Raw genomic sequence first — 19,323 nt, 5'->3', positions numbered from 1 at the left:
ATGAGTCAAAACGTTTATCAGTTTATCGACTTGCAGCGCGTTGATCCGCCGAAGAAGCCGCTCAAGATCCGTAAAATTGAGTTTGTAGAAATCTACGAACCTTTTTCGGGAAGCCAGGCGAAAGCCCAGGCGGATCGCTGTTTGTCATGCGGTAACCCCTACTGCGAATGGAAGTGTCCGGTTCATAACTACATCCCAAACTGGCTGAAGCTGGCTAATGAGGGAAGAATTATCGAAGCGGCCGAGCTATCGCACCAGACTAACAGTCTGCCGGAGGTCTGCGGGCGCGTTTGCCCGCAGGATCGCCTGTGCGAAGGCTCCTGTACGCTTAACGACGAGTTTGGTGCCGTCACCATCGGCAATATTGAACGCTATATCAACGATAAAGCGATGGAGATGGGCTGGCGTCCCGATCTGTCGCACGTTAAACCCACCGGGAAGCGCGTGGCGATTATCGGCGCGGGTCCGGCCGGTCTCGCCTGCGCTGATGTCTTAACCCGCAACGGCGTTAAAGCGGTGGTTTACGATCGTCACCCGGAGATTGGCGGTTTGTTGACCTTCGGTATCCCAGCCTTCAAGCTGGAAAAAGAGGTGATGACGCGTCGCCGCGAGCTGTTTACCGGCATGGGCATTGAGTTCCAGCTTAATACCGAAGTGGGCCGCGATATCCAGTTAAGCGATCTGCTTGGTGATTACGACGCGGTATTCCTTGGTGTTGGCACCTATCAGTCGATGCGTGGCGGCCTGGAAAATGAAGATGCGCCGGGCGTGTTCGATGCCCTGCCGTTCCTGATTGCCAATACGCGTCATATCATGGGCTTTGACGAGCTGGCAGAGCAGCCTTATATCAATATGCAAGGCAAACGCGTAGTAGTACTGGGCGGCGGCGATACGGCGATGGACTGCGTGCGCACCTCTATCCGTCAGGGCGCGACGCACGTCACCTGCGCCTATCGTCGTGATGAAGAGAACATGCCGGGTTCGCGCCGTGAAGTTAAAAATGCGCGTGAAGAAGGTGTAGAGTTCCAGTTCAATCTGCAGCCGTTAGGGGTGGAAGTGAACGGGAACGGCCGCGTCTGCGGCGTCCGGGTTGCCCGTACGGAAATGGGCCAGCCCGATGCGCAGGGTCGCCGTCGCGCTGAGATCGTGGCCGGCTCCGAGCATATTTTGCCTGCTGACGCGGTGGTGGTCGCTTTTGGCTTCCGTCCGCATAAGATGGAATGGCTGGAGCAGTTTAGCGTTGAGCTTGACGCGCAGGGCCGTATCATCGCGCCGGAAGGGCATGAGAATGCCTTCCAGACCACTAACCCGAAAATTTTCGCCGGCGGTGATGCGGTTCGCGGTTCCGATTTAGTGGTCACCGCCATTGCTGAAGGGCGTAAAGCCGCAGAAGGGATTATGAATTACCTGGAAGTCTGATTAGGCTGTCGATCAAAAAAGCCCGCAGGTTTATCCGCGGGCTTTTTTTATGATTACTTAACGACGCGTAAGGCTGGACGCCCGCCGCGTGGCGGCGGATCGTCATCAGGATTATCACCGTCGGGTTCGGCATCATCAGGGCGGTCGCCGTCAATCACGGACATGACCGTTTCTTCCTGCCCCGTTGCCAGATCATCGGTATCCTGCAGTTCATAAGCGGGTTCAGGCTCAAACATAGTGCCCGCCCCATTCTCACGCGCATAGATAGCCAGTACCGCCGCAATGGGTACGGTAACCTGGCGAGGAACGCCGCCGAAGCGCGCGTTAAAACGCACTTCGTCATTTCCTAATTCCAGATTGCCCACCGCACGTGGTGCGATGTTTAACACAATCTGTCCGTCACGGGCATATTCAAGCGGCACCAGTACGCCAGGCAGATTAATATCCACCACCAGATGCGGCGTAAGCTGGTTGTCTAACAGCCACTCATAGAAAGCGCGCAGCAGGTAAGGACGGCGAGCGGTAAGCTGAGACATTTCCATACGTTAGCCCCGGGCTTGCAGGCGCATTTCGCGTTCTGCTTCGGTCAACGAAGCGAGGAAAGAGTCACGCTCGAATACGCGCGTCATATAGCCTTTAAGTTCTTTCGTACCGCTACCCACCAGTTCCACGCCAAGCAGCGGCAAACGCCACAGCAGCGGAGCCAGATAGCAATCAACCAGGCTGAACTCTTCGCTCAGGAAGAAAGGCGTACGGGTAAACAGCGGCGCAATGGCCAGCAGCTCTTCACGCAGCTGCTTACGTGCCGTTTCCGCCTGCTGAGCGGAGCCGGTTTCGATGGTGCGCATCAGGCTGTACCAGTCCTGCTCGATACGGTGCATCATCAGACGGCTTTCACCACGTGCGACCGGATAAACAGGCATCAACGGCGGATGCGGGAAGCGTTCGTCGAGGTATTCCATAATGATGCGTGATTGATACAGCGTCAGCTCACGATCGACCAGCGTAGGCACGGTACGATACGGGTTGAGGTCAATCAGATCCTGCGGCAGATTATCCATTTCAACCTGCTCGATCTCTACGCTGACACCTTTTTCTGCCAGTACGATACGCACCTGATGGCTGAAAATGTCAGTCGGACCAGAAAACAGCGTCATTACCGAACGTTTGTTGGCAGCGACAGCCATGAAAACCTCCAAGTTTATCCAGAATACAGTGCGAATAGCCAACCGCGCGGCGACTAACCTGCTTGACGAAACCACCCGCCAGCCGGAGCGACGTCAATCCTCTTCCTGTCAGGACGCTCTCCGTTTAACGGGCGCAAAGTGACAGTCAGTTTACCAGATTTTAGGCAGCTTGTGGGGATGGGGAAAAAGAATTGCCGCTAAAAAGGCAGGATTCACCTCCGTTTTAGCGCTTTTTACGCATAAAAAAACCCAGCGCGAAGCGCCGGGTTTTTTGCAACTGCTGCTGCCGAGGCAGAAACAATTAACGTTTGGAGAACTGCGGACGACGACGTGCTTTACGCAGGCCGACTTTCTTACGTTCAACTTCACGAGCATCACGAGTAACGAAGCCAGCTTTACGCAGTTCGCCACGCAGGGACTCGTCGTACTCCATCAGAGCGCGGGTGATACCGTGACGGATCGCACCAGCCTGACCAGAGATACCACCACCTTTAACGGTGATGTAGAGATCGAATTTACCAACCAGATCCAGCAGTTCCAGCGGCTGACGAACTACCATGCGGGCAGTTTCACGACCGAAGTACTGTTCCAGAGAACGCTGGTTGATAACGATGTTACCGCTACCCGGCTTGATAAAGACGCGAGCGGAAGAGCTTTTGCGGCGACCAGTGCCGTAGTTTTGATTCTCAGCCATTGCCTGTAATCCCGATTAAATGTCAAGAACTTGCGGTTGCTGTGCCGCATGGTTGTGCTCGTTGCCCGCGTAAACTTTCAGTTTACGGTACATAGCACGACCCAGCGGGCCCTTCGGCAGCATACCTTTAACCGCGATTTCAATTACGCGCTCAGGACGGCGAGCAATCATCTCTTCGAAGGTCGCTTGCTTGATACCACCGATGTGACCGGTGTGATGGTAATAGATCTTATCGCTACGCTTGTTACCGGTTACGGCAACTTTTTCTGCGTTCAGAACGATGATGTAATCACCAGTATCAACGTGCGGAGTGTATTCCGCTTTATGCTTGCCACGCAGACGGCGAGCCAGTTCAGTCGCTAAACGACCTAAAGTTTTGCCCGTCGCGTCAACGACATACCAGTCACGTTGGACGGTTTCTGGCTTAGCTGTAAAAGTTTTCATCTAAAAGCTTACCCAAATTAAGTTACACGTTGGTGAAATCCCAAACGCTTGAATAAACGGTTGAGGCTCACACGACCTTATCGACCAGCAAGCCACCCCCTCGGACAGTTTTGCCGGTGCTACAAAGTTTCTGGGAAAAAAAACTTTGCCGTAACGTGGGGTCGCAAGATTATAGAGAAGTCGTTGCCAAAGATCGATCACTTTTCGACAAAAAAAGTGCATTCTCAGGTGAGATGCTTTAAGCGCAAATACTCTTCGCTTTGCATCTCCTGCAGGCGCGACAGGCAGCGCTGATATTCAAACTTCAGCCGCTCGCCCTGATAAATCTCAAACAGCGACGCCTCAGCGGAAACCACCAGCTTAACGTGGCGTTCGTAAAATTCATCCACTAACGCCAGGAAGCGGCGCGCCCGGTCTTCGCTGCGCGCCTGCATCACTGGCACATCCAGCAGCAGCACGCTGTGAAAACGTCGCGACAGTTCAATGTAATCGTGCTGGCTACGCCCTTCCCCGCACAGCGTGGCGAAATCGATCGCCAGTACGCCCTTCTCTACGCCCTGCGTCGGCAGCTGGCGATGATTAATCTCCAGCACCGGTTTCTCTTCGGCCGCCTGCCCCGCCAACGCGATAAACATGCGGCTCATCGCCTGACGCGTTTCTTCGCTCAACGGCGACATCCACAGATGCGCTGAGGTTAACGTACGCAGCCGGTAATCGATGCCCGCATCGACATTCATGATCTCGCAGTGCTGCTTAATCTGTTCAATGGCGGGTAAAAAGCGCGCGCGCTGCAGGCCGTTGCGGTAAAGCTCATCCGGGGGAATATTCGAGGTGGCCACCAGGGTAATGCCGCGCGCGAACAGCGCTTCCATCAGGGTGCCCAGCAGCATGGCGTCGGTAATATCAGAGACGAAAAACTCATCGAAGCACAGCACATCCGCCTGCGCTTTAAAGCGATCCGCCACGATTTCCAGCGGATCGCTTTCGCCCTGCAGCGCGGTTAACTCTTCATGCACCCGCAGCATAAAACGGTGGAAATGCAGCCGCAGCTTGCGCTCCCCAGGAATAGACTGAAAAAAGAGATCCATCACCCACGTCTTGCCGCGCCCGACGCCGCCCCACATATAGAGCCCGCGCACCGGTGGTTGATGACTGTTTTTTTCTTTTCCCAGCAGCTTATTAAGCTTGCCGCGCCAGCCTGAAGCGGACTGAGCGGCGGAAGGTTGACGCGCGATAAGCGCTTGCTGAATCGCATCTAAGCGGCTAATCGCGGCATGCTGGACTTCATCAGGCTGATATTCACCTTTATCCAACGCCTGCTGATAACGCGCCAGCGGAGACATCGTTTGCATTCGTGATCCTGCTTTCCTAAAAAAATGTCAGGCAACTGCCTGTTTGTCGAAAAAAAGTTCGTTCTACACTAAGCGATGCTGCCGCAGGATTCCACTTCCATAAGATTAACGGTTATAGTGGCTACTATTGAAGTGGAACGCCCTACGGAACAACGAGGACAATACGGGAGTCATTATGACCTGGGAATACGGGCTAATTGGTTTAGTCATTGGTATTATTATCGGCGCTGTCGCCATGCGTTTTGGTAATAAAAAATTGCGTGAGCAGCGCAGCCTGCAGTATGAACTGGAGAAATCCAAAGCGGAGCTGGCGGATTACCGTGAAGAGCTGACCAACCACTTTGCTCATAGCGCAGAGCTGCTGGATAACATGGCGCGTGATTATCGCCAGCTTTATCAGCATATGGCGAAAGGATCTAACGATCTGCTGCCTGACCTGCCGGGTGAGAAAAACCCGTTCGCTTATCAGCTTACCGAAGCGGAAGCGGATAACGATCAGGCGCCGGTTCAGATCCCTCGCGATTATTCAGAAAATGCATCCGGTTTGCTGCGTGGTGGTGAACGCACCCCGCGCAACTGATCCCCGGGGCGCGCCAGCGCCCTGTTTCTTTTTGCTTTATCAAGCCAGCCGCCTGCGCTGGCAAGCAAGCCTGTCTTTTCCCTGTTGAGCAGCGAGAGCGTCGTAACGATGAAGAAAAAATCATTATTGTTGAGCGCGGTATCCCTGGCCGTTGGTTTAAATTTGACCCTGGCGCCTTCAGCCATGGCGTCGCTGCCTGCCCAGGTTCAGAATCAGGCGCTGCCCAGCCTGGCGCCGATGCTGGAAAAAGTGTTGCCGGCGGTGGTCAGCGTGCATGTTGAAGGCACATCGACCGAAGACGCGGCGCAGGACCTGCCTGAGCCGTTAAAACGCTTTTTTGGTCAGGGACAGGGCGATGCGCAGCCTCAGCCATTTGAAGGCTTAGGGTCAGGGGTCATTATCGATGCGCAGAAAGGCTATGTATTAACCAACAATCATGTGGTTAACGGGGCCGATAAGATTAGCGTGCAGCTGAACGATGGCCGTGAATATGACGCCAAACTGCTGGGCCGCGATGACCAAACCGACATTGCGCTGATTCAGATCCAGAATGCGAAAAACCTGACGCAGGTAACCGTCGCGAATTCCGACCAGTTACGGGTCGGCGACTTCGCTATCGCCATCGGCAACCCATTTGGCCTTGGCCAAACCGCCACCTCAGGCATTATCTCTGCGCTGGGCCGCAGCGGCCTGAACCTGGAAGGCCTGGAAAACTTTATCCAGACCGATGCCGCCATTAACCGCGGCAACTCGGGCGGCGCGCTGGTCAATCTGAACGGCGAGCTGATCGGCATCAATACCGCGATTCTTGCTTCCAGCGGCGGCAATATTGGTATCGGCTTCGCGATCCCGGGCAATATGGCGATGGAACTGGCTAAGCAGCTGATTGAGACCGGCGAAGTTAAACGCGGTCAGTTGGGCATTAAGGGCACGGAAATGACCGCCGATATGGCGCGCGCCTTTAACGTCGATGCGCAGCGCGGCGCATTTGTCTCGGAAGTTCTGCCTAAGTCCGCGGCAGCAACCGCCGGAATTAAATCTGGCGACATTATTACCTCCGTAGATGATAAACCGATTACCAGCTTTGCCGAACTGCGGGTAAAAATCGGCACCACGCCGCCGGGCAAAGAGGTCAAAATCGGCCTGCTGCGCGAAGGGAAGCCGCTGAGCGTGATGGTGAAACTGGATGCCAGCGCGCGCAGCATGAACAGCGATGAACTGATGACCCCAGCGTTACAGGGCGCATCGCTCAGCGATGGTCAGCTGCCGGATGGTAATAAAGGCGTGAAGGTTGACAGCGTCCAGAAAGGCACGCCAGCCGAACAGATCGGTTTGCAAAAAGATGATGTCATCATCGGCGTTAACCGCACGCGGGTGCAGAATCTGGACGAGATGCGTAAGGTATTGGCCAGCAAGCCGCCTTTCCTGGCGCTGAATGTGGTACGTGGCGGTGAGAGCCTCTACTTGCTGCTGCGCTAACAAGCCCTGGCATATGGCGGACACAAGCTCGTGTGTGTCCGCCTGAGTCATGATATTCTGCCCCAGTTCTTTTCCGATATAGCTTAACATCATGTTTCCTAAACTCTTGCGCTCGGTAGTTCTGGGGCTGATCGTCGCAGGTATTTTACTGGCGGTGATGCCCGCGTTGCGCATCGGCAACAGTTTGCTTTCCGAACCGGAAAGCAGCGCCGATCAAACGCCATTTAGCTTTAATCAGGGTGTACGCCGCGCCGTTCCGGCCGTGGTAAACGTTTATAACCGCAGCGCGTCGAGCAGTAACGGGCGAGGCATTACCACGCTCGGCTCCGGCGTGATAATGAACAATAAAGGTTATATCCTGACTAACCGTCACGTCATTAACGGCGCCGATCAGATTATCGTCGCGTTACAGGACGGACGCTTTATTGAAGCCATGCTGGTCGGTTCGGATAGCCTGACCGATCTGGCGGTGCTGAAAATCACCGCGACGAATTTACCGGTGATTCCCATTAACCGTGAACGTATCGCGCATGTCGGCGATATCGTAATGGCTATCGGTAATCCTTATAACCTGGGACAAACCGTAACGCAGGGCATCATCAGCGCCACTGGCCGCGTTGGCTTAAGCCCTTCCGGACGGCAAAACTTTCTGCAAACCGACGCCTCGATTAATCGGGGTAACTCAGGCGGCGCGCTAATCAACTCGCTGGGCGAGCTGATGGGCATCAATACGCTCTCTTTCGATAAAAGTAACGATGGTGAAACGCCTGAAGGCATCGGCTTTGCAATTCCTACCGCACTGGCAACCAAAATTATGGATAAGCTGATCCGTGACGGGCGGGTTATTCGTGGCTATATCGGCATTACCGGCCGCGAAGTGCCGCCGCTGCATGGGCAGAATGCCGGAATGGATCATATCCAGGGCATCGTGGTGAATAACGTTGCGCCGGAAGGCCCGGCAGCCAAAGCCGGTATTCAGGTTAACGATCTGATTATTAACGTAAACGGCAAGCCCGCCGTTTCTGCGCAGGAAACCATGGATCAGGTGGCGGAGATACGCCCAGGCTCGGTCATTGATGTGCAGGTTATTCGTAACGATCGCAAACTGACGCTGAAAGCCACCATTCAGGAATATCCGGCGCAATAGTCGCTGCCCGACAAGAAAAAAGGGAGCCTCAGGCTCCCTTTTTCACAGGCGCGATCTTACTTAACAAACTCTTCGCCCAGCTGAATATCTTTCTTCAACGTATCCAGCATGCCTTCCAGCGCTTTTTGTTCAAAGTCGCTCAGTTGGCCAATCGGACGACGCTCGGCAACGCCCTCTTTACCCAGCAGCAGCGGCTGCGAGAAGAAACGGGCATACTCGCCATCGCCTTCAACATAGGCGCATTCAACCACGTTGCTTTCACCCTGCAGCGCGCGTACCAGCGACAGGCCAAAGCGTGCCGCTGCCTGCCCCATCGACAGCGTAGCGGATCCGCCACCCGCCTTCGCTTCCACCACTTCGGTACCCGCATTCTGGATACGTTTGGTCAGATCAGCCACTTCCTGCTCGCTGAAAGAAACGCCAGGCACCTGAGAAAGCAACGGCAGAATGGTTACGCCAGAATGCCCACCCACCACCGGCACGTTCAGCTCGGTCGGCTGTTTGCCTTTCAGCTCGGCAACAAACGTATTAGAGCGGATGATATCCAGCGTCGTCACGCCGAACAGACGATTTTTATCGTACACGCCGGCTTTTTTCAGCACTTCCGCGGCAATGGCGACAGTGGTGTTAACCGGGTTGGTAATGATGCCGATCAGCGCTTTAGGGGCGGTTTTCGCCACCTGCTCAATCAGGTTGCGCACGATGCCGGCGTTAACATTAAACAGGTCGGAGCGATCCATACCCGGCTTACGCGCCACGCCGGCAGAGATCAATACTACATCGGCGCCCTGCAGCGCAGGCGTTGCATCTTCACCGCTGAACCCTTTGATTTTAACCGGTGTAGGAATGTGGCTTAAATCAACGGCCACACCGGGCGTTACGGGAGCAATATCGTACAGAGAGAGTTCTGAACCCGCAGGCAGCTGGGTTTTTAGCAGAAGTGCGAGTGCCTGGCCGATACCACCAGCCGCACCGAGAACTGCAACTTTCATCCTAAACTCCTTATTATTGTGAGCAGAAAAATGCCGGAATCCAGCGGGGTACAATGCTGGAGGACCTGAGAAGTAATAGCGAGGACGTTGTCATCGTTTTGCGTAGCAAGGCACAAACCACCAGCGAAAACGGGTGAAAATGACCGCATTACGTACAGAACCGACACTGATCGTAACCGGATACAGATTGATTAATCAGCAATACCTTACACCGTTCGCGCTTAGCAGAACAACATCAATTTTATAACAATTCCTTCACTTCGTCTGCCATAGCTATGCGCTCAGCGTAAATTTTCTCTGCGCGGAAAGTCTGGTAAAATGCGCGCCCACTGCGCGGCAAAGCTATTATTCGCCGCCGCTTATTTGCATAAACATTCATTTAAATGCATAATAATGTATCGCCTGCAGGCCGGGCTTCACACTGTTTTTATATTATCGGTAGCCTATGCGTAACCCATCTAAACAAGAAGATCTGATTAAAGCGTTTAAAGCTTTGCTGAAAGAAGAAAAATTCAGCTCGCAGGGCGAGATCGTGACCGCTCTACAGGAAGAAGGCTTCGACAATATCAATCAGTCGAAAGTTTCCCGCATGCTGACTAAGTTTGGTGCGGTGCGTACCCGTAACGCCAAGATGGAGATGGTCTATTGCCTGCCAGCCGAACTGGGGGTGCCAACCACCACTTCACCGCTTAAAAATCTGGTATTGGATATTGATTACAATGATGCGCTGGTGGTGATTCATACCAGCCCTGGCGCAGCGCAGCTGATCGCGCGCCTGCTGGACTCATTAGGTAAAGCGGAAGGGATCCTTGGGACTATTGCCGGTGACGACACCATTTTTATTACCCCGGCGCGCGCCTTTACCGTAAAACAACTTTATGAAGCTATCCTGAATCTGTTTGAGCAAGAGCTGTAAGTAAAGCGGGATCGTGGCCCTTAGGTAAGCGATCCCGCTGTTCTCTCGCACTCGACGCTTATATCTCTCTTTACCTGCCGCTGATATTTTAACCCGCCGCTGGTACCTGTTTACCTGCCGCCACCGTCCGTCATCTGTCGTGGTCGCTCGTAGCTTGCCATGATGACTTTCCGTCGACGCTTTGATTATTCATTCACTGTCCGTTATCCGTTCCAGGCTGTTAATAAACCGTACTATCAGCGCCAAATGGAATAAGCGACTGTCGCCAGAAAGCCTGCCCAGGCACCTCATTCGCATATCGTGCTGCCTTTATGGCTATAAATCAGGGCATATCACTGCCTTTTTGTTTTCACTGGTGTATTTGGCCAGCAGACAAAGCACAAATAGATAAAGTCTCTCATATCATTGTTTTGGTTAAAAAATAACGGCAATAGAGCAAAATATGTGCACCTTTTATAACTTAACGTTATAAAAAAACCGTCATTGGCTAAAGTGTCACAACAAAACATTATTAGCAGAATATTAATTTCATACGTGATTAGATCTATACTTGTTTTCGTGATGCGGATCACAGAGCAAATAAAGACAAAAACAGAAGACGAGGAACAGATCAATGAACATTAAAACTACCATCGCAGCCGTAGGGCTTCTTTCTACCCTGTCATTTGGCGCTTTTGCCGCAGAATCCATTAACGCAGAGCAGGCGCAAAATCTGCAGTCTGTGGGTACGGTAAGCGTGAGTGGTGTAGCAGGTACGCCGATGGATATTCATCAGGCGCTGCAGGCAAAAGCCGAACGTCAGGGCGCCAGTGCGTATCGCATTATCGAAGCGCGTAACAACGATAACTATCACGTCACTGCTGAACTGTATAAATAAGCGGAACCTAATCCGGTTGTAAACCGCTTTACCCGATGAACGACCCAGGCAGCCCCAGAAATAATAATCGCTATCAAGCCATCCAGGCTGCCATAACACCCATATTCAGGAGTAAGAGATGAAAACTACATTTACCTTTGCCGCTTTAGGTCTGGCCTCACTGCTTTCATTCGGCGTAGCCGCGGCCGATCTGGTCACGCAACAAGACGTCGCCAGCCAAAACCTGCAGCCAATTGGCACCATTTCCGTTAGCGGTATCGATGCCAGCCCAACTGCAATTCGCCAACATCTGTCGCAGAAAGCGGATAAAGAAGGCGCGTCTGCTTACCGTGTTGTTGAGGCTTATGCCAACGGTAACTACCACGCTACCGCTGAAATCTATAAATAATTAGCGAGCCTGAAGGTCTGAAAATTAACGCCAGTAAAATTCTATAAGCAATTCCTCGTCAGCTGCTGACGAACCCTTTGGCCCTGCTGTTTGGGGCCTTTTTTATTGGCTTTTTTTCGACTGGCGGACATTAAAACGCAGCTGACCTTCCAGCTCCTCTTCCGCCTCATCAAACAGTAAAATCAACGCGCCATAGCGGCGTTTTTGGCCGGCGCCTAAATGAATGAACTCAATTTCTACCGGTAACGGCAGCTGCGATTGGGTGACGGCATCCCATAATGAATCCAGATCCACAATTAACCGATCGTTAAGCGCAAAGCGTTCGCTGAACTGGCGATAAAAATGCGCCTGATCGACAATCTCATCAAAGTCGAAAATCTCTTTTTTCATGCGGCTGCTCCTTAATACGCAACTGGGCGCCTGAGCGCCCAATCTGCTTACAGACCACCGATATGCAGGGCTTTTACTTCCAGATACTCTTCCATACCTAATACTGAGCCTTCGCGTCCCAGCCCGGACTCTTTTACGCCGCCGAAAGGTGCCAGCTCGGTGGATACTGCGCATTCGTTGATACCAATCATGCCGCTTTCCAGCGCAGAGGAGACGCGAAACACCCGCTGCAAATTTTGCGTATAAAAGTAGGCGGCCAGGCCATACTCCGTGGCGTTTGCCCGGCGGATAACCTCATCCTCATCGCTAAAACGAAAACAGGCCGCGACCGGGCCGAAGGTCTCTTCCCGTGATAGCTTCATCTCTTCACTGGCATCGGCAATGACTGTTGGCTGCCAAAAATTGCCGCCCAAAGCATGTCGCGCGCCGCCAGTGACAATACGTCCCCCCTTCGCCTGCGCATCTTTAACGTGCTCCTCTACTTTATCTACCGCTGCAGCATTGATTAACGGCCCTACCACCACGCCCTCATCCATGCCGTTACCAACTTTCAGCTTGCTGACTTCTTCTGCCAGCTGATTAACGAAACGATCGTAAACTGCTTCGTGAATAAAAAAGCGATTTACGCTAACGCATACCTGCCCGGCATTACGGAATTTATTGGCGACCGCTCCCTGCACTGCTGCATCGATATCCGCATCCTCAAAGACGATATAAGGCGCGTTGCCGCCCAGCTCCATTGAGATTTTTTTCATCGTTTCCGCGGCGTTACGCATCAGCGTTTTGCCTACGGCGGTGGAGCCGGTAAAAGAGATTTTGCGTACCGCGCTGCTGGCCATAATGGCGTCGCTGATGGCGTGCGTATCGCCGGCTACGCCATTCAATACGCCATCGGGCACGCCTGCCTTTTGCGCCAGCGCCAGCAGGGCAAAAGCGGAAAGCGGCGTGTTGTTGGCCGGTTTGATAATGCCGGTACAGCCGGCCGCCAGCGCCGGGCCAAGCTTGCGCGTCAGCATCGCCATCGGGAAATTCCATGGGGTAATCGCCGCGACTACGCCGATCGGTCCACGCGTCGCCAGAATGCGCGCGCCGCTTTTAGCCGGTGGGATGATTTCGCCATTAACGCGCTTGGCCTGCTCGGCAAACCACTGAATAAAGCTGGCGGCATATTCCACTTCGCCTTCCGCCTCTTTCAGCGGTTTCCCCTGTTCAGCGGTCATCAACTGCCCCAGCCAGCGTTTATTTTCGATCATCAGCTGATACCAGCGGTAAAGGATTTCCGAGCGCTGCTTCGCCGTCAGGGCGCGCCAGGCGGGAAATGCGCGCTCGGCTGCGGCAATAGCCTGTTCGGTTTCGCGCTTACCGCCTTTAGCAACGCGGGCAATCACTTCTCCGCTGGCTGGATTAAGCACGTCAAAGGTTTCGCTCAGGGTTTGCCACTGGCCGTTAATCAGACAGCCCGTCTGGAATAATTCGTGATCTTGCAGGGAATGGGACATTTTACGCTCCTGTTTTTGTCATCCTGTTGTGCCAAGTATAGTTGGCAAAGCTCAGGCCTCTGGTTTCAGCGCAGCAGGAAACAGGGAAAACAGGCAAAAAGCCGGTGCCAGAAGGCACCGGCGGCAGGATCAAATATTGATCAGGGTATTCTGATATTTTTTCAGCATATCGGCCAGACGCTTCACCGGCTCGGTCACGCTTAGCGGCGCCTGGTACTGCTGGAGCTTTTCCTGATAGGTATCAAACTCGCGCAGCAGCTTGTGATAGTAGTAACGTCGTTTTTCATCGCTACGTGAAGCAATCACCCGGTCAGCAGTATAGCGTAGCTGCTTATGAAACGCGGAGAGATCGGCATTCACCGGGATCTCAGCGTTACGCAGGCGCTGATGGCCAATAATCAACGTCAGCGCCAGCCGGTATTTATCAATATCGCCGGGGAACAGGTTCAACAGTAAAAACAGCTGCTGATACAGCGCGGGCAGATGGTTCTCTTTACGTCGCGCGGGGTTGGTGGTCAGCGCCGATACCGCCGCATACATAAAGCGGTTCAGCAGCGTGCGGCCGGTGCGCGCGCGCGATTTATCGCGAATAATCAGGATGACCATCAGCGCCACGAAACAGCCGATCACCTGGCCCAGCGCGTTATCCAGAAATGCGTCCACCGAGAACGACATCGGGTTATCCAACACCAGGACATTCAGCGTGCCGACAAATGCCCCGAGCGTGCCCAGTTGCCGTCGCTGAATAAAGATCCCGGCGACAAACGCCAGCGCGCCGATAGCGATGCACAGCAGCAGCATACTCTGCTGCGTAGAGGGCATAATCAACATGAAGTAGAGCGCCCCCAGCGGGACCGCCACCGTCATACCGTAAAGGAAGTCTTTCGCCATCATCAGAGGGTTGGGCGCCCGCATCGCCAGCGCGGTAATCACCGCCAGCATCAACATACAGCCGCTGCCGGAGGTCCAGCCGCTGTATAACCAGAACAGCGTACCCAGCGCGGTAGCCACGAAAGTTCGGATACCGTTAATCATCGCATGATGGGTCTCCGCGGAGCGCGCGCGCACAACTTCCACCTCATTGTTCAGCAGCCCTTCTTCCTGCTGACTGATGCTGCTGTTGGTTTGCACCCCTTTTAACAGCATCAAATACTGCGTTGCGGCCCCAACCCAGCTACCCAGCGTAATCGGCGTGCTTTTGCTGCCCGAGGCGCTTATCACGCGGCGTAAATTTTTCAGATGCTTGTGCAGGTCGTTAAGGTTATTCACCTCTTTTTCCAGCAGCAGCCGATACTGCGGTGGAATATATTCCGGGCGGGAATTTTGGATCAAAAAGGTTTCCGCCGCCTGGGTAATCAGCGTCAGCGACAGCGTATGCATCCCTTTCAAACGGCGGTTTGCCCGCTGCCAGCGTGACGATTCCATATTCAACTGGCTGCGCATACCATTAAGGGTGGTGGTCCGACGCACCAGGTTGCCCCACGCCTTATCTACCTCTTCCTTATCGCCATGGGCCACGCAAAGCTGCAATAGACGATAGTGATCCAGCAGCAGCGATTCGATCTCTTTATCTATTACCTTTTTGATTGAGCGCGGCGAGAACACCATATCCGCCAAAATCGCCGAGATGATGCCAATCACAATCTCGCTGCAGCGTTCTACCGCAAACTGCGGAGCCAGCATCGGCGTGCCGGCGGTTAAATCAACGCTGACCACGATAATCAGCGCGGTATAGCCCGCCAGCCCCAGCGCATAGGAGTTTTCAACCCGCATCAATGAAGAAACCCAGACGCAGAAACCCGCCCAGATACAGCAGAGCAGCATCATCACCACCGGTGCGCGGATGGTGGCGATCATAATCACCAGCGCCGCCAGGCAGCCCAGAAAGGTGCCAATAATACGCAGCATGCCGCGATGGCGCAGCGCGCCGGAGTAAGGATCGCCCCCGGCGGCAAAGGCGGTACCGCCTGCGACGATGCCGGCGGTCATCACCGCCCAGCGCGGCGTTTCCAGATTGAAGTGAAAGCCGATCAGTAGCGCCGTCAGGACGGCAAAAGTCAGTTTAACCGGAAAGCGTAACCGTTCGAGTTGCATCACGCCCTCGCTTAACCGAACTCACGCAGGCGATGCAGCAGCCGGGTCAGCGGAGATTCAGGCTTCTGCTCGCGATCATTCTCACCGGTCACCACGATAGTGGCGGTGGTACCCGCCGGATAGAGGTTACCTGGCTGTTGATCAAGCAGGATTTTAACCGGCACGCGCTGCGCCAGACGCACCCACTCTAGATTGGAATCGATGGTCGCCATGCCTTTGCTGTCCACGCTGCTGCTACTGTTGGTCACGCCAGCGGCCACTGAATCAACCGTACCGCGCAGCACACGATCGCTGCCCAGCGGCGTGATCTCCGCACGGTAGCCGGGGCGAACGCCTTCCAGCTTGGTCTCTTCCATATAGGCCATCACGTAGTAAGAGTTCTGTTTTACCAACGCCACCGAAGTGGTGCCACGCGTAATAAACTCGCCGGTAAAGACGTTAAGGTTAGTGACCCAGCCGTTGGCCGGCGCACGGATCACCGTACGATCCAGATCCAGCTTCGCCAGATCGCGCGAGGCCTGCGACTTCGCCAGCTGATGTTCAGCGGTTTGCAGATCGTTATTAGACTGTTCGATCGCTTCACGCGACATGGCGATCACGCCCAGCTGATTGCGGCGGGCCGCTTCGCGACGTTTCTCGCTAACCAGCGCCTGGTAATACTGGACATCCGCTTCCGCTTCTGCGAGCGCTTTCTCAAAACGCGGCTGGTCGATGGTAAACAGCACATCGCCTTGTTTCACCAGCTGGTTATCATGCACGCGCACGTCAGTAATCAGGCCGGTGACATCAGGGGCGATAGCCACCACGTCAGCGGTAAATTTAGCGTCTCGAGTCCAGGGCGATTCGGTATAAAAAGCCCAGGCGCGGAAAACAACCACCACGGCGATAACAACCAGAATCAGGGTAATGGCATAGCGCGCAATTTTTCTTATTAGAGCTTTCACTTATAACCTCAGACGAACAGACAGGATACTAAATAGAACAGGCAGCAGTAGAGTGCGGTATTAAATAGCGCCGGATGCCAGACAAAATCATACAGGCCGACCGGCAGCAGTACGCGACGTACCAGCCAGAACAGCAAGAGCGAGACAATGATTTCAAAAAATATGGGCGGGAAAGAGAGCCCAAATATGACGATAACCGGTAACACACTCATCTTTTATCCTTATTAATACGTAACCGGGTCATACCGTTATGCCAGCACGAAACGGCCTGCAAATACAGGTGGTTTCATATTACGGGTTGATGATGATCGGACGACAGGTACACTGTCAGACGGATATCAGCACCTAAAGCATAGCGTGTACTTAAGTGTCCTGGCACAAAAGGTGAGTTACCAGACGGCAACCCGGCGTCATATAGTAACGCGCCTGACTATAAGTTATCTACATAATGTGATCTAAATCACTTTTAAGCCAGAGTGAATAATGGAACGACTCAAGGGTATGTCGGTTTTTGCCAAAGTGGTTGAATTGGGGTCATTTACTGCCGCTGCGCGCCAGTTGCATATGAGCGTTTCGGCAATCAGCCAAATCGTCTCCAAACTGGAAGATGAACTACAGGTTAAATTGTTGAACCGCAGCACTCGCAGCATTGGGCTAACCGAGGCGGGCCGCATCTATTATCAGGGCTGCCGCCGCATGCTGACGGAAGCGCATCAGGTGCATGAACAGCTGTATGCTTTTAATAACTCGCCGATTGGCACGCTGCGCATCGGCAGCTCGTCGACCATGGCGCAAAACGTCCTGGCCACCATGACGGCGGAAATGTTGCAGGAATACCCCGGGCTGACGGTGAATCTGGTCACCGGCATTCCGGCTCCTGATCTGATTGCCGACGGGCTGGACGTAGTGATTCGGGTCGGCGCGTTACAGGATTCCAGCCTCTTTTCCCGCCGCCTCGGCTCGATGCCGATGGTGGTTTGCGCCGCGAAACACTATCTTGAGCAGCACGGTACGCCCGACAAACCCGCCGATATCGCTAATTTTTCCTGGCTGGAATACAGCGTGCGGCCGGACAGCGATTTCGAACTGATCGCTCCGGAAGGGATCAGCACCCATCTTTCGCCACAGGGACGCTTTGTGACTAATGATTCACAAACGCTGATCCGCTGGCTGAAGGCAGGCTGCGGCATCGCTTATGTTCCGCTGATGTGGGTGATTGAAGAGATTAAGGCGGGTGAGGTGGAGATTCTGTTTAGCCGCTATCAGTCAGATCCGCGTCCGGTGTATGCGCTTTATACCCAGAAAGATAAACTGCCGCTTAAGGTGCAGGTCTGTATTGATTACCTTAGCGCCTGGTTTAACAAGGTGGCGGAAATCTATCAGGAGCACCGCAACAGCGGTTAAATCCCCTGGCAGAGAGCCTGCCAGGGGAGAAGGATCAGGCGGTGCCGCCTACGGTCAAACGATCCAGTTTCAGCGTCGGCTGGCCGACGCCTACCGGCAGGCTTTGCCCCTCTTTGCCGCAAACGCCCACGCCTTTATCCAGCGCCAGGTCGTTGCCAACCATCGAGATCTGCTGCATCGCCTCAATACCGGAGCCAATCAGGGTGGCGCCTTTTACCGGACGCGTCACTTTCCCTTTTTCGATCAGATAAGCTTCTGAGGTAGAGAAAACAAACTTGCCGGAGGTGATATCCACCTGGCCGCCGCCGAAGTTAGGCGCATAAAGACCATAATCGACGCTTTCGATAATTTCCTGCGGCGTAGACTGCCCCGCCAGCATATAGGTGTTGGTCATACGCGGCATCGGCAGATGCGCATAGGATTCGCGGCGGCCGTTGCCGGTGGGCTTAACGCCCATCAGACGCGCATTAAGCTTATCCTGCATATAGCCTTTCAGTACGCCGTTTTCGATCAGCACGTTGTACTGGCCCGGCACGCCTTCATCATCAACCGCTAACGAACCACGCAAGCCATCCAGCGTACCGTCATCCACCACCGTACAAAGTTCAGAGGCCACCAGCTTGCCCATCTGACCGCTGAACATCGAGGTGCCGCGACGGTTAAAATCGCCTTCCAGACCATGCCCGACCGCTTCGTGCAGCAGTACGCCCGGCCAGCCAGCGCCCAGTACCACCGGGATGGATCCCGCTGGCGCCGCTACGGCGGAGAGATTGACCAGCGCCATGCGTACCGCTTCGCGCGCCCAGCGCTCCGCCCGCACTTCGCCTGCCTCATCAGCCAGGAAGAAATCATAGCCGGTACGTCCGCCGCCGCCGCTGGCGCCGCGCTCGCGTTTACCATCCTCTTCCACCAGTACGCTTATCGACAGGCGCACCAGCGGACGAACGTCTGCCGCCAACGTGCCGTCGGTGGCCGCCACCAGCACCAGTTCATACACGCCGCTCAGGCTGGCGCTGACTTCCTGCACGCGCTTATCCGCCGCGCGCGCCGCGCTATCGACGCGGTGCAGCAGGGCGATTTTTTCTTCACGCGACAGGCTTTGTAACGGATCGAAAGCGGGATAGAGCGCCGGGTGCGTTACCGCCGCCAGCGCCTGCGCCTTGCCGTTGCCCTGCTCGCGTACAATGCTGCGCGCGGCCTGAGCGCTCAGCTGCAGCGCGTTCAGGGTGATCTGATCGGCATAGGCGAAGCCGGTTTTTTCACCGCTAACGGCGCGTACCCCAACGCCCTGATCGATATTCCAGGAGCCATCTTTAATGATGCGATCTTCCAGCACCCAGGACTCATGGTAGCTGGACTGGAAATAGAGGTCGGCATAATCCAGGCGACGTTCTGAAAGCTGCCCAAGCAGGGTGAACAAATCCTGCTGATTGATGTTGTTCGCAGTTAGCAATTGCTCACTTACCAGATTCAGACTCATCGTTTCTCACTCGTTGTGTGACATTATTGCTATAGCC

21 protein-coding genes are annotated in these 19,323 nt (G+C 54.3%); 8 read left to right on the top strand and 13 right to left on the bottom strand.

All coding sequences use genetic code 11. The annotated features are described in order from the left end of the window. Positions 1-1,419: a glutamate synthase small subunit gene (locus tag K6958_RS02450; RefSeq protein ID WP_249893176.1), complete on the top strand. Its 1,419-nt coding sequence runs from the start codon at positions 1-3 to the stop codon at positions 1,417-1,419. 53 nt (positions 1,420-1,472) lie between these two features. Here the strand turns inward: K6958_RS02450 and sspB are convergent, their stop codons facing one another. From sspB to zapE, 5 genes are all read right to left on the bottom strand, one after another. Further along, positions 1,473-1,961, bottom strand: coding sequence for a ClpXP protease specificity-enhancing factor (gene sspB / locus K6958_RS02445; RefSeq protein WP_249893175.1), 489 nt, complete (start codon positions 1,959-1,961; stop codon positions 1,473-1,475). A gap of 3 nt (positions 1,962-1,964) precedes the next feature. Further along, positions 1,965-2,606, bottom strand: coding sequence for a stringent starvation protein SspA (sspA, locus tag K6958_RS02440; RefSeq protein ID WP_249893174.1), 642 nt, complete (start codon positions 2,604-2,606; stop codon positions 1,965-1,967). A 301-nt stretch (positions 2,607-2,907) separates the two neighbouring features. After that, positions 2,908-3,300, bottom strand: coding sequence for a 30S ribosomal protein S9 (gene rpsI, locus K6958_RS02435; protein ID WP_085068355.1), 393 nt, complete (start codon positions 3,298-3,300; stop codon positions 2,908-2,910). A 15-nt stretch (positions 3,301-3,315) separates the two neighbouring features. Continuing rightward, the gene (gene rplM, locus K6958_RS02430; protein ID WP_006121722.1) at positions 3,316-3,744 is read right to left on the bottom strand and encodes a 50S ribosomal protein L13; all 429 of its coding nucleotides are present in this window, start codon (positions 3,742-3,744) and stop codon (positions 3,316-3,318) included. 224 nt (positions 3,745-3,968) lie between these two features. Beyond that, positions 3,969-5,096: a cell division protein ZapE gene (zapE, locus tag K6958_RS02425; RefSeq protein ID WP_249893173.1), complete on the bottom strand. Its 1,128-nt coding sequence runs from the start codon at positions 5,094-5,096 to the stop codon at positions 3,969-3,971. Between the two features lie 175 nt (positions 5,097-5,271). Between zapE and zapG the strand changes: the two genes are divergently transcribed. Then, positions 5,272-5,676 (top strand): Z-ring associated protein ZapG, encoded by a 405-nt coding sequence (gene zapG, locus K6958_RS02420; RefSeq protein ID WP_249893172.1) that lies wholly within the window; start codon positions 5,272-5,274, stop codon positions 5,674-5,676. Here the strand turns inward: zapG and K6958_RS02415 are convergent. Then, positions 5,619-5,861, bottom strand: a complete 243-nt coding sequence (locus K6958_RS02415; protein ID WP_249894765.1) for a hypothetical protein — start codon at positions 5,859-5,861, stop codon at positions 5,619-5,621. The genes zapG and K6958_RS02415 overlap by 58 nt on opposite strands. Between K6958_RS02415 and degQ the strand changes: the two genes are divergently transcribed. Next, complete coding sequence (degQ, locus tag K6958_RS02410; RefSeq protein WP_249893171.1) at positions 5,785-7,155, top strand: serine endoprotease DegQ; 1,371 nt, start codon at positions 5,785-5,787, stop codon at positions 7,153-7,155. The genes K6958_RS02415 and degQ overlap by 77 nt on opposite strands. 91 nt (positions 7,156-7,246) lie before the next feature. Further along, on the top strand, positions 7,247-8,302 hold the full coding sequence (gene degS / locus K6958_RS02405) for an outer membrane-stress sensor serine endopeptidase DegS (RefSeq protein ID WP_249893170.1): 1,056 nt from the start codon (positions 7,247-7,249) through the stop codon (positions 8,300-8,302). 56 nt (positions 8,303-8,358) lie between these two features. Here degS and mdh read toward each other — a convergent pair whose 3' ends face one another. Continuing rightward, positions 8,359-9,294, bottom strand: coding sequence for a malate dehydrogenase (mdh, locus tag K6958_RS02400; protein ID WP_249893169.1), 936 nt, complete (start codon positions 9,292-9,294; stop codon positions 8,359-8,361). A gap of 445 nt (positions 9,295-9,739) precedes the next feature. Between mdh and argR the strand changes: the two genes are divergently transcribed. The 3 genes from argR to yhcN (K6958_RS02385) all read left to right on the top strand — a co-directional run bounded on the left by argR (position 9,740) and on the right by yhcN (K6958_RS02385) (position 11,475). Continuing rightward, on the top strand, positions 9,740-10,210 hold the full coding sequence (argR, locus tag K6958_RS02395; RefSeq protein ID WP_038628827.1) for a transcriptional regulator ArgR: 471 nt from the start codon (positions 9,740-9,742) through the stop codon (positions 10,208-10,210). A gap of 613 nt (positions 10,211-10,823) precedes the next feature. Next, on the top strand, positions 10,824-11,087 hold the full coding sequence (gene yhcN, locus K6958_RS02390; protein WP_249893168.1) for a peroxide/acid stress response protein YhcN: 264 nt from the start codon (positions 10,824-10,826) through the stop codon (positions 11,085-11,087). Between the two features lie 118 nt (positions 11,088-11,205). Continuing rightward, positions 11,206-11,475, top strand: a complete 270-nt coding sequence (gene yhcN, locus K6958_RS02385) for a peroxide/acid stress response protein YhcN (protein WP_249893167.1) — start codon at positions 11,206-11,208, stop codon at positions 11,473-11,475. Positions 11,476-11,577: 102 nt separating this feature from the next. Here the strand turns inward: yhcN (K6958_RS02385) and K6958_RS02380 are convergent, their stop codons facing one another. The 5 genes from K6958_RS02380 to aaeX form a co-directional block, all read right to left on the bottom strand. Beyond that, positions 11,578-11,865 (bottom strand): barstar family protein, encoded by a 288-nt coding sequence (locus tag K6958_RS02380; RefSeq protein WP_249893166.1) that lies wholly within the window; start codon positions 11,863-11,865, stop codon positions 11,578-11,580. Positions 11,866-11,912: 47 nt separating this feature from the next. After that, positions 11,913-13,364, bottom strand: a complete 1,452-nt coding sequence (locus K6958_RS02375) for an NAD-dependent succinate-semialdehyde dehydrogenase (protein ID WP_249893165.1) — start codon at positions 13,362-13,364, stop codon at positions 11,913-11,915. Between the two features lie 129 nt (positions 13,365-13,493). Next, entirely contained in the window at positions 13,494-15,458 is a 1,965-nt protein-coding gene (gene aaeB / locus K6958_RS02370) for a p-hydroxybenzoic acid efflux pump subunit AaeB (RefSeq protein WP_249893164.1), read from the bottom strand. An 11-nt stretch (positions 15,459-15,469) separates the two neighbouring features. After that, entirely contained in the window at positions 15,470-16,402 is a 933-nt protein-coding gene (aaeA, locus tag K6958_RS02365) for a p-hydroxybenzoic acid efflux pump subunit AaeA (protein ID WP_249893163.1), read from the bottom strand. A gap of 8 nt (positions 16,403-16,410) precedes the next feature. Then, a complete protein-coding gene (gene aaeX / locus K6958_RS02360; protein ID WP_249893162.1) occupies positions 16,411-16,614 on the bottom strand; it encodes a p-hydroxybenzoic acid efflux pump operon protein AaeX in 204 nt (67 codons plus the stop codon). Positions 16,615-16,885: 271 nt separating this feature from the next. Between aaeX and aaeR the strand changes: the two genes are divergently transcribed. After that, positions 16,886-17,806: an HTH-type transcriptional activator AaeR gene (gene aaeR, locus K6958_RS02355; RefSeq protein WP_249893161.1), complete on the top strand. Its 921-nt coding sequence runs from the start codon at positions 16,886-16,888 to the stop codon at positions 17,804-17,806. Positions 17,807-17,840: 34 nt separating this feature from the next. Here the strand turns inward: aaeR and tldD are convergent, their stop codons facing one another. Further along, complete coding sequence (gene tldD, locus K6958_RS02350) at positions 17,841-19,286, bottom strand: metalloprotease TldD (RefSeq protein ID WP_249893160.1); 1,446 nt, start codon at positions 19,284-19,286, stop codon at positions 17,841-17,843. Positions 19,287-19,323 lie beyond the last annotated feature (37 nt).

The organism is Mixta hanseatica, assembly GCF_023517775.1.
GTDB lineage: Bacteria > Pseudomonadota > Gammaproteobacteria > Enterobacterales > Enterobacteriaceae > Mixta > Mixta hanseatica.
Note: the sequence above shows the minus strand (reverse complement) of the source record. Positions and strands in the feature narration are given on the sequence as shown.

Bases quoted from the DNA above. Each gene is read 5' to 3' on its own strand.
- K6958_RS02450 (WP_249893176.1), top strand. From the start codon at position 1: ATGAGTCAAAACGTTTATCAGTTTATCGACTTGCAGCGCGTTGATCCG.
- sspB (WP_249893175.1), bottom strand. From the start codon at position 1,961: ATGGAAATGTCTCAGCTTACCGCTCGCCGTCCTTACCTGCTGCGCGCT.
- sspA (WP_249893174.1), bottom strand. From the start codon at position 2,606: ATGGCTGTCGCTGCCAACAAACGTTCGGTAATGACGCTGTTTTCTGGT.
- rpsI (WP_085068355.1), bottom strand. From the start codon at position 3,300: ATGGCTGAGAATCAAAACTACGGCACTGGTCGCCGCAAAAGCTCTTCC.
- rplM (WP_006121722.1), bottom strand. From the start codon at position 3,744: ATGAAAACTTTTACAGCTAAGCCAGAAACCGTCCAACGTGACTGGTAT.
- zapE (WP_249893173.1), bottom strand. From the start codon at position 5,096: ATGCAAACGATGTCTCCGCTGGCGCGTTATCAGCAGGCGTTGGATAAA.
- zapG (WP_249893172.1), top strand. From the start codon at position 5,272: ATGACCTGGGAATACGGGCTAATTGGTTTAGTCATTGGTATTATTATC.
- degQ (WP_249893171.1), top strand. From the start codon at position 5,785: ATGAAGAAAAAATCATTATTGTTGAGCGCGGTATCCCTGGCCGTTGGT.
- K6958_RS02415 (WP_249894765.1), bottom strand. From the start codon at position 5,861: ATGGCTGAAGGCGCCAGGGTCAAATTTAAACCAACGGCCAGGGATACC.
- degS (WP_249893170.1), top strand. From the start codon at position 7,247: ATGTTTCCTAAACTCTTGCGCTCGGTAGTTCTGGGGCTGATCGTCGCA.
- mdh (WP_249893169.1), bottom strand. From the start codon at position 9,294: ATGAAAGTTGCAGTTCTCGGTGCGGCTGGTGGTATCGGCCAGGCACTC.
- argR (WP_038628827.1), top strand. From the start codon at position 9,740: ATGCGTAACCCATCTAAACAAGAAGATCTGATTAAAGCGTTTAAAGCT.
- yhcN (WP_249893168.1), top strand. From the start codon at position 10,824: ATGAACATTAAAACTACCATCGCAGCCGTAGGGCTTCTTTCTACCCTG.
- yhcN (WP_249893167.1), top strand. From the start codon at position 11,206: ATGAAAACTACATTTACCTTTGCCGCTTTAGGTCTGGCCTCACTGCTT.
- K6958_RS02380 (WP_249893166.1), bottom strand. From the start codon at position 11,865: ATGAAAAAAGAGATTTTCGACTTTGATGAGATTGTCGATCAGGCGCAT.
- K6958_RS02375 (WP_249893165.1), bottom strand. From the start codon at position 13,364: ATGTCCCATTCCCTGCAAGATCACGAATTATTCCAGACGGGCTGTCTG.
- aaeB (WP_249893164.1), bottom strand. From the start codon at position 15,458: ATGCAACTCGAACGGTTACGCTTTCCGGTTAAACTGACTTTTGCCGTC.
- aaeX (WP_249893162.1), bottom strand. From the start codon at position 16,614: ATGAGTGTGTTACCGGTTATCGTCATATTTGGGCTCTCTTTCCCGCCC.
- aaeR (WP_249893161.1), top strand. From the start codon at position 16,886: ATGGAACGACTCAAGGGTATGTCGGTTTTTGCCAAAGTGGTTGAATTG.
- tldD (WP_249893160.1), bottom strand. From the start codon at position 19,286: ATGAGTCTGAATCTGGTAAGTGAGCAATTGCTAACTGCGAACAACATC.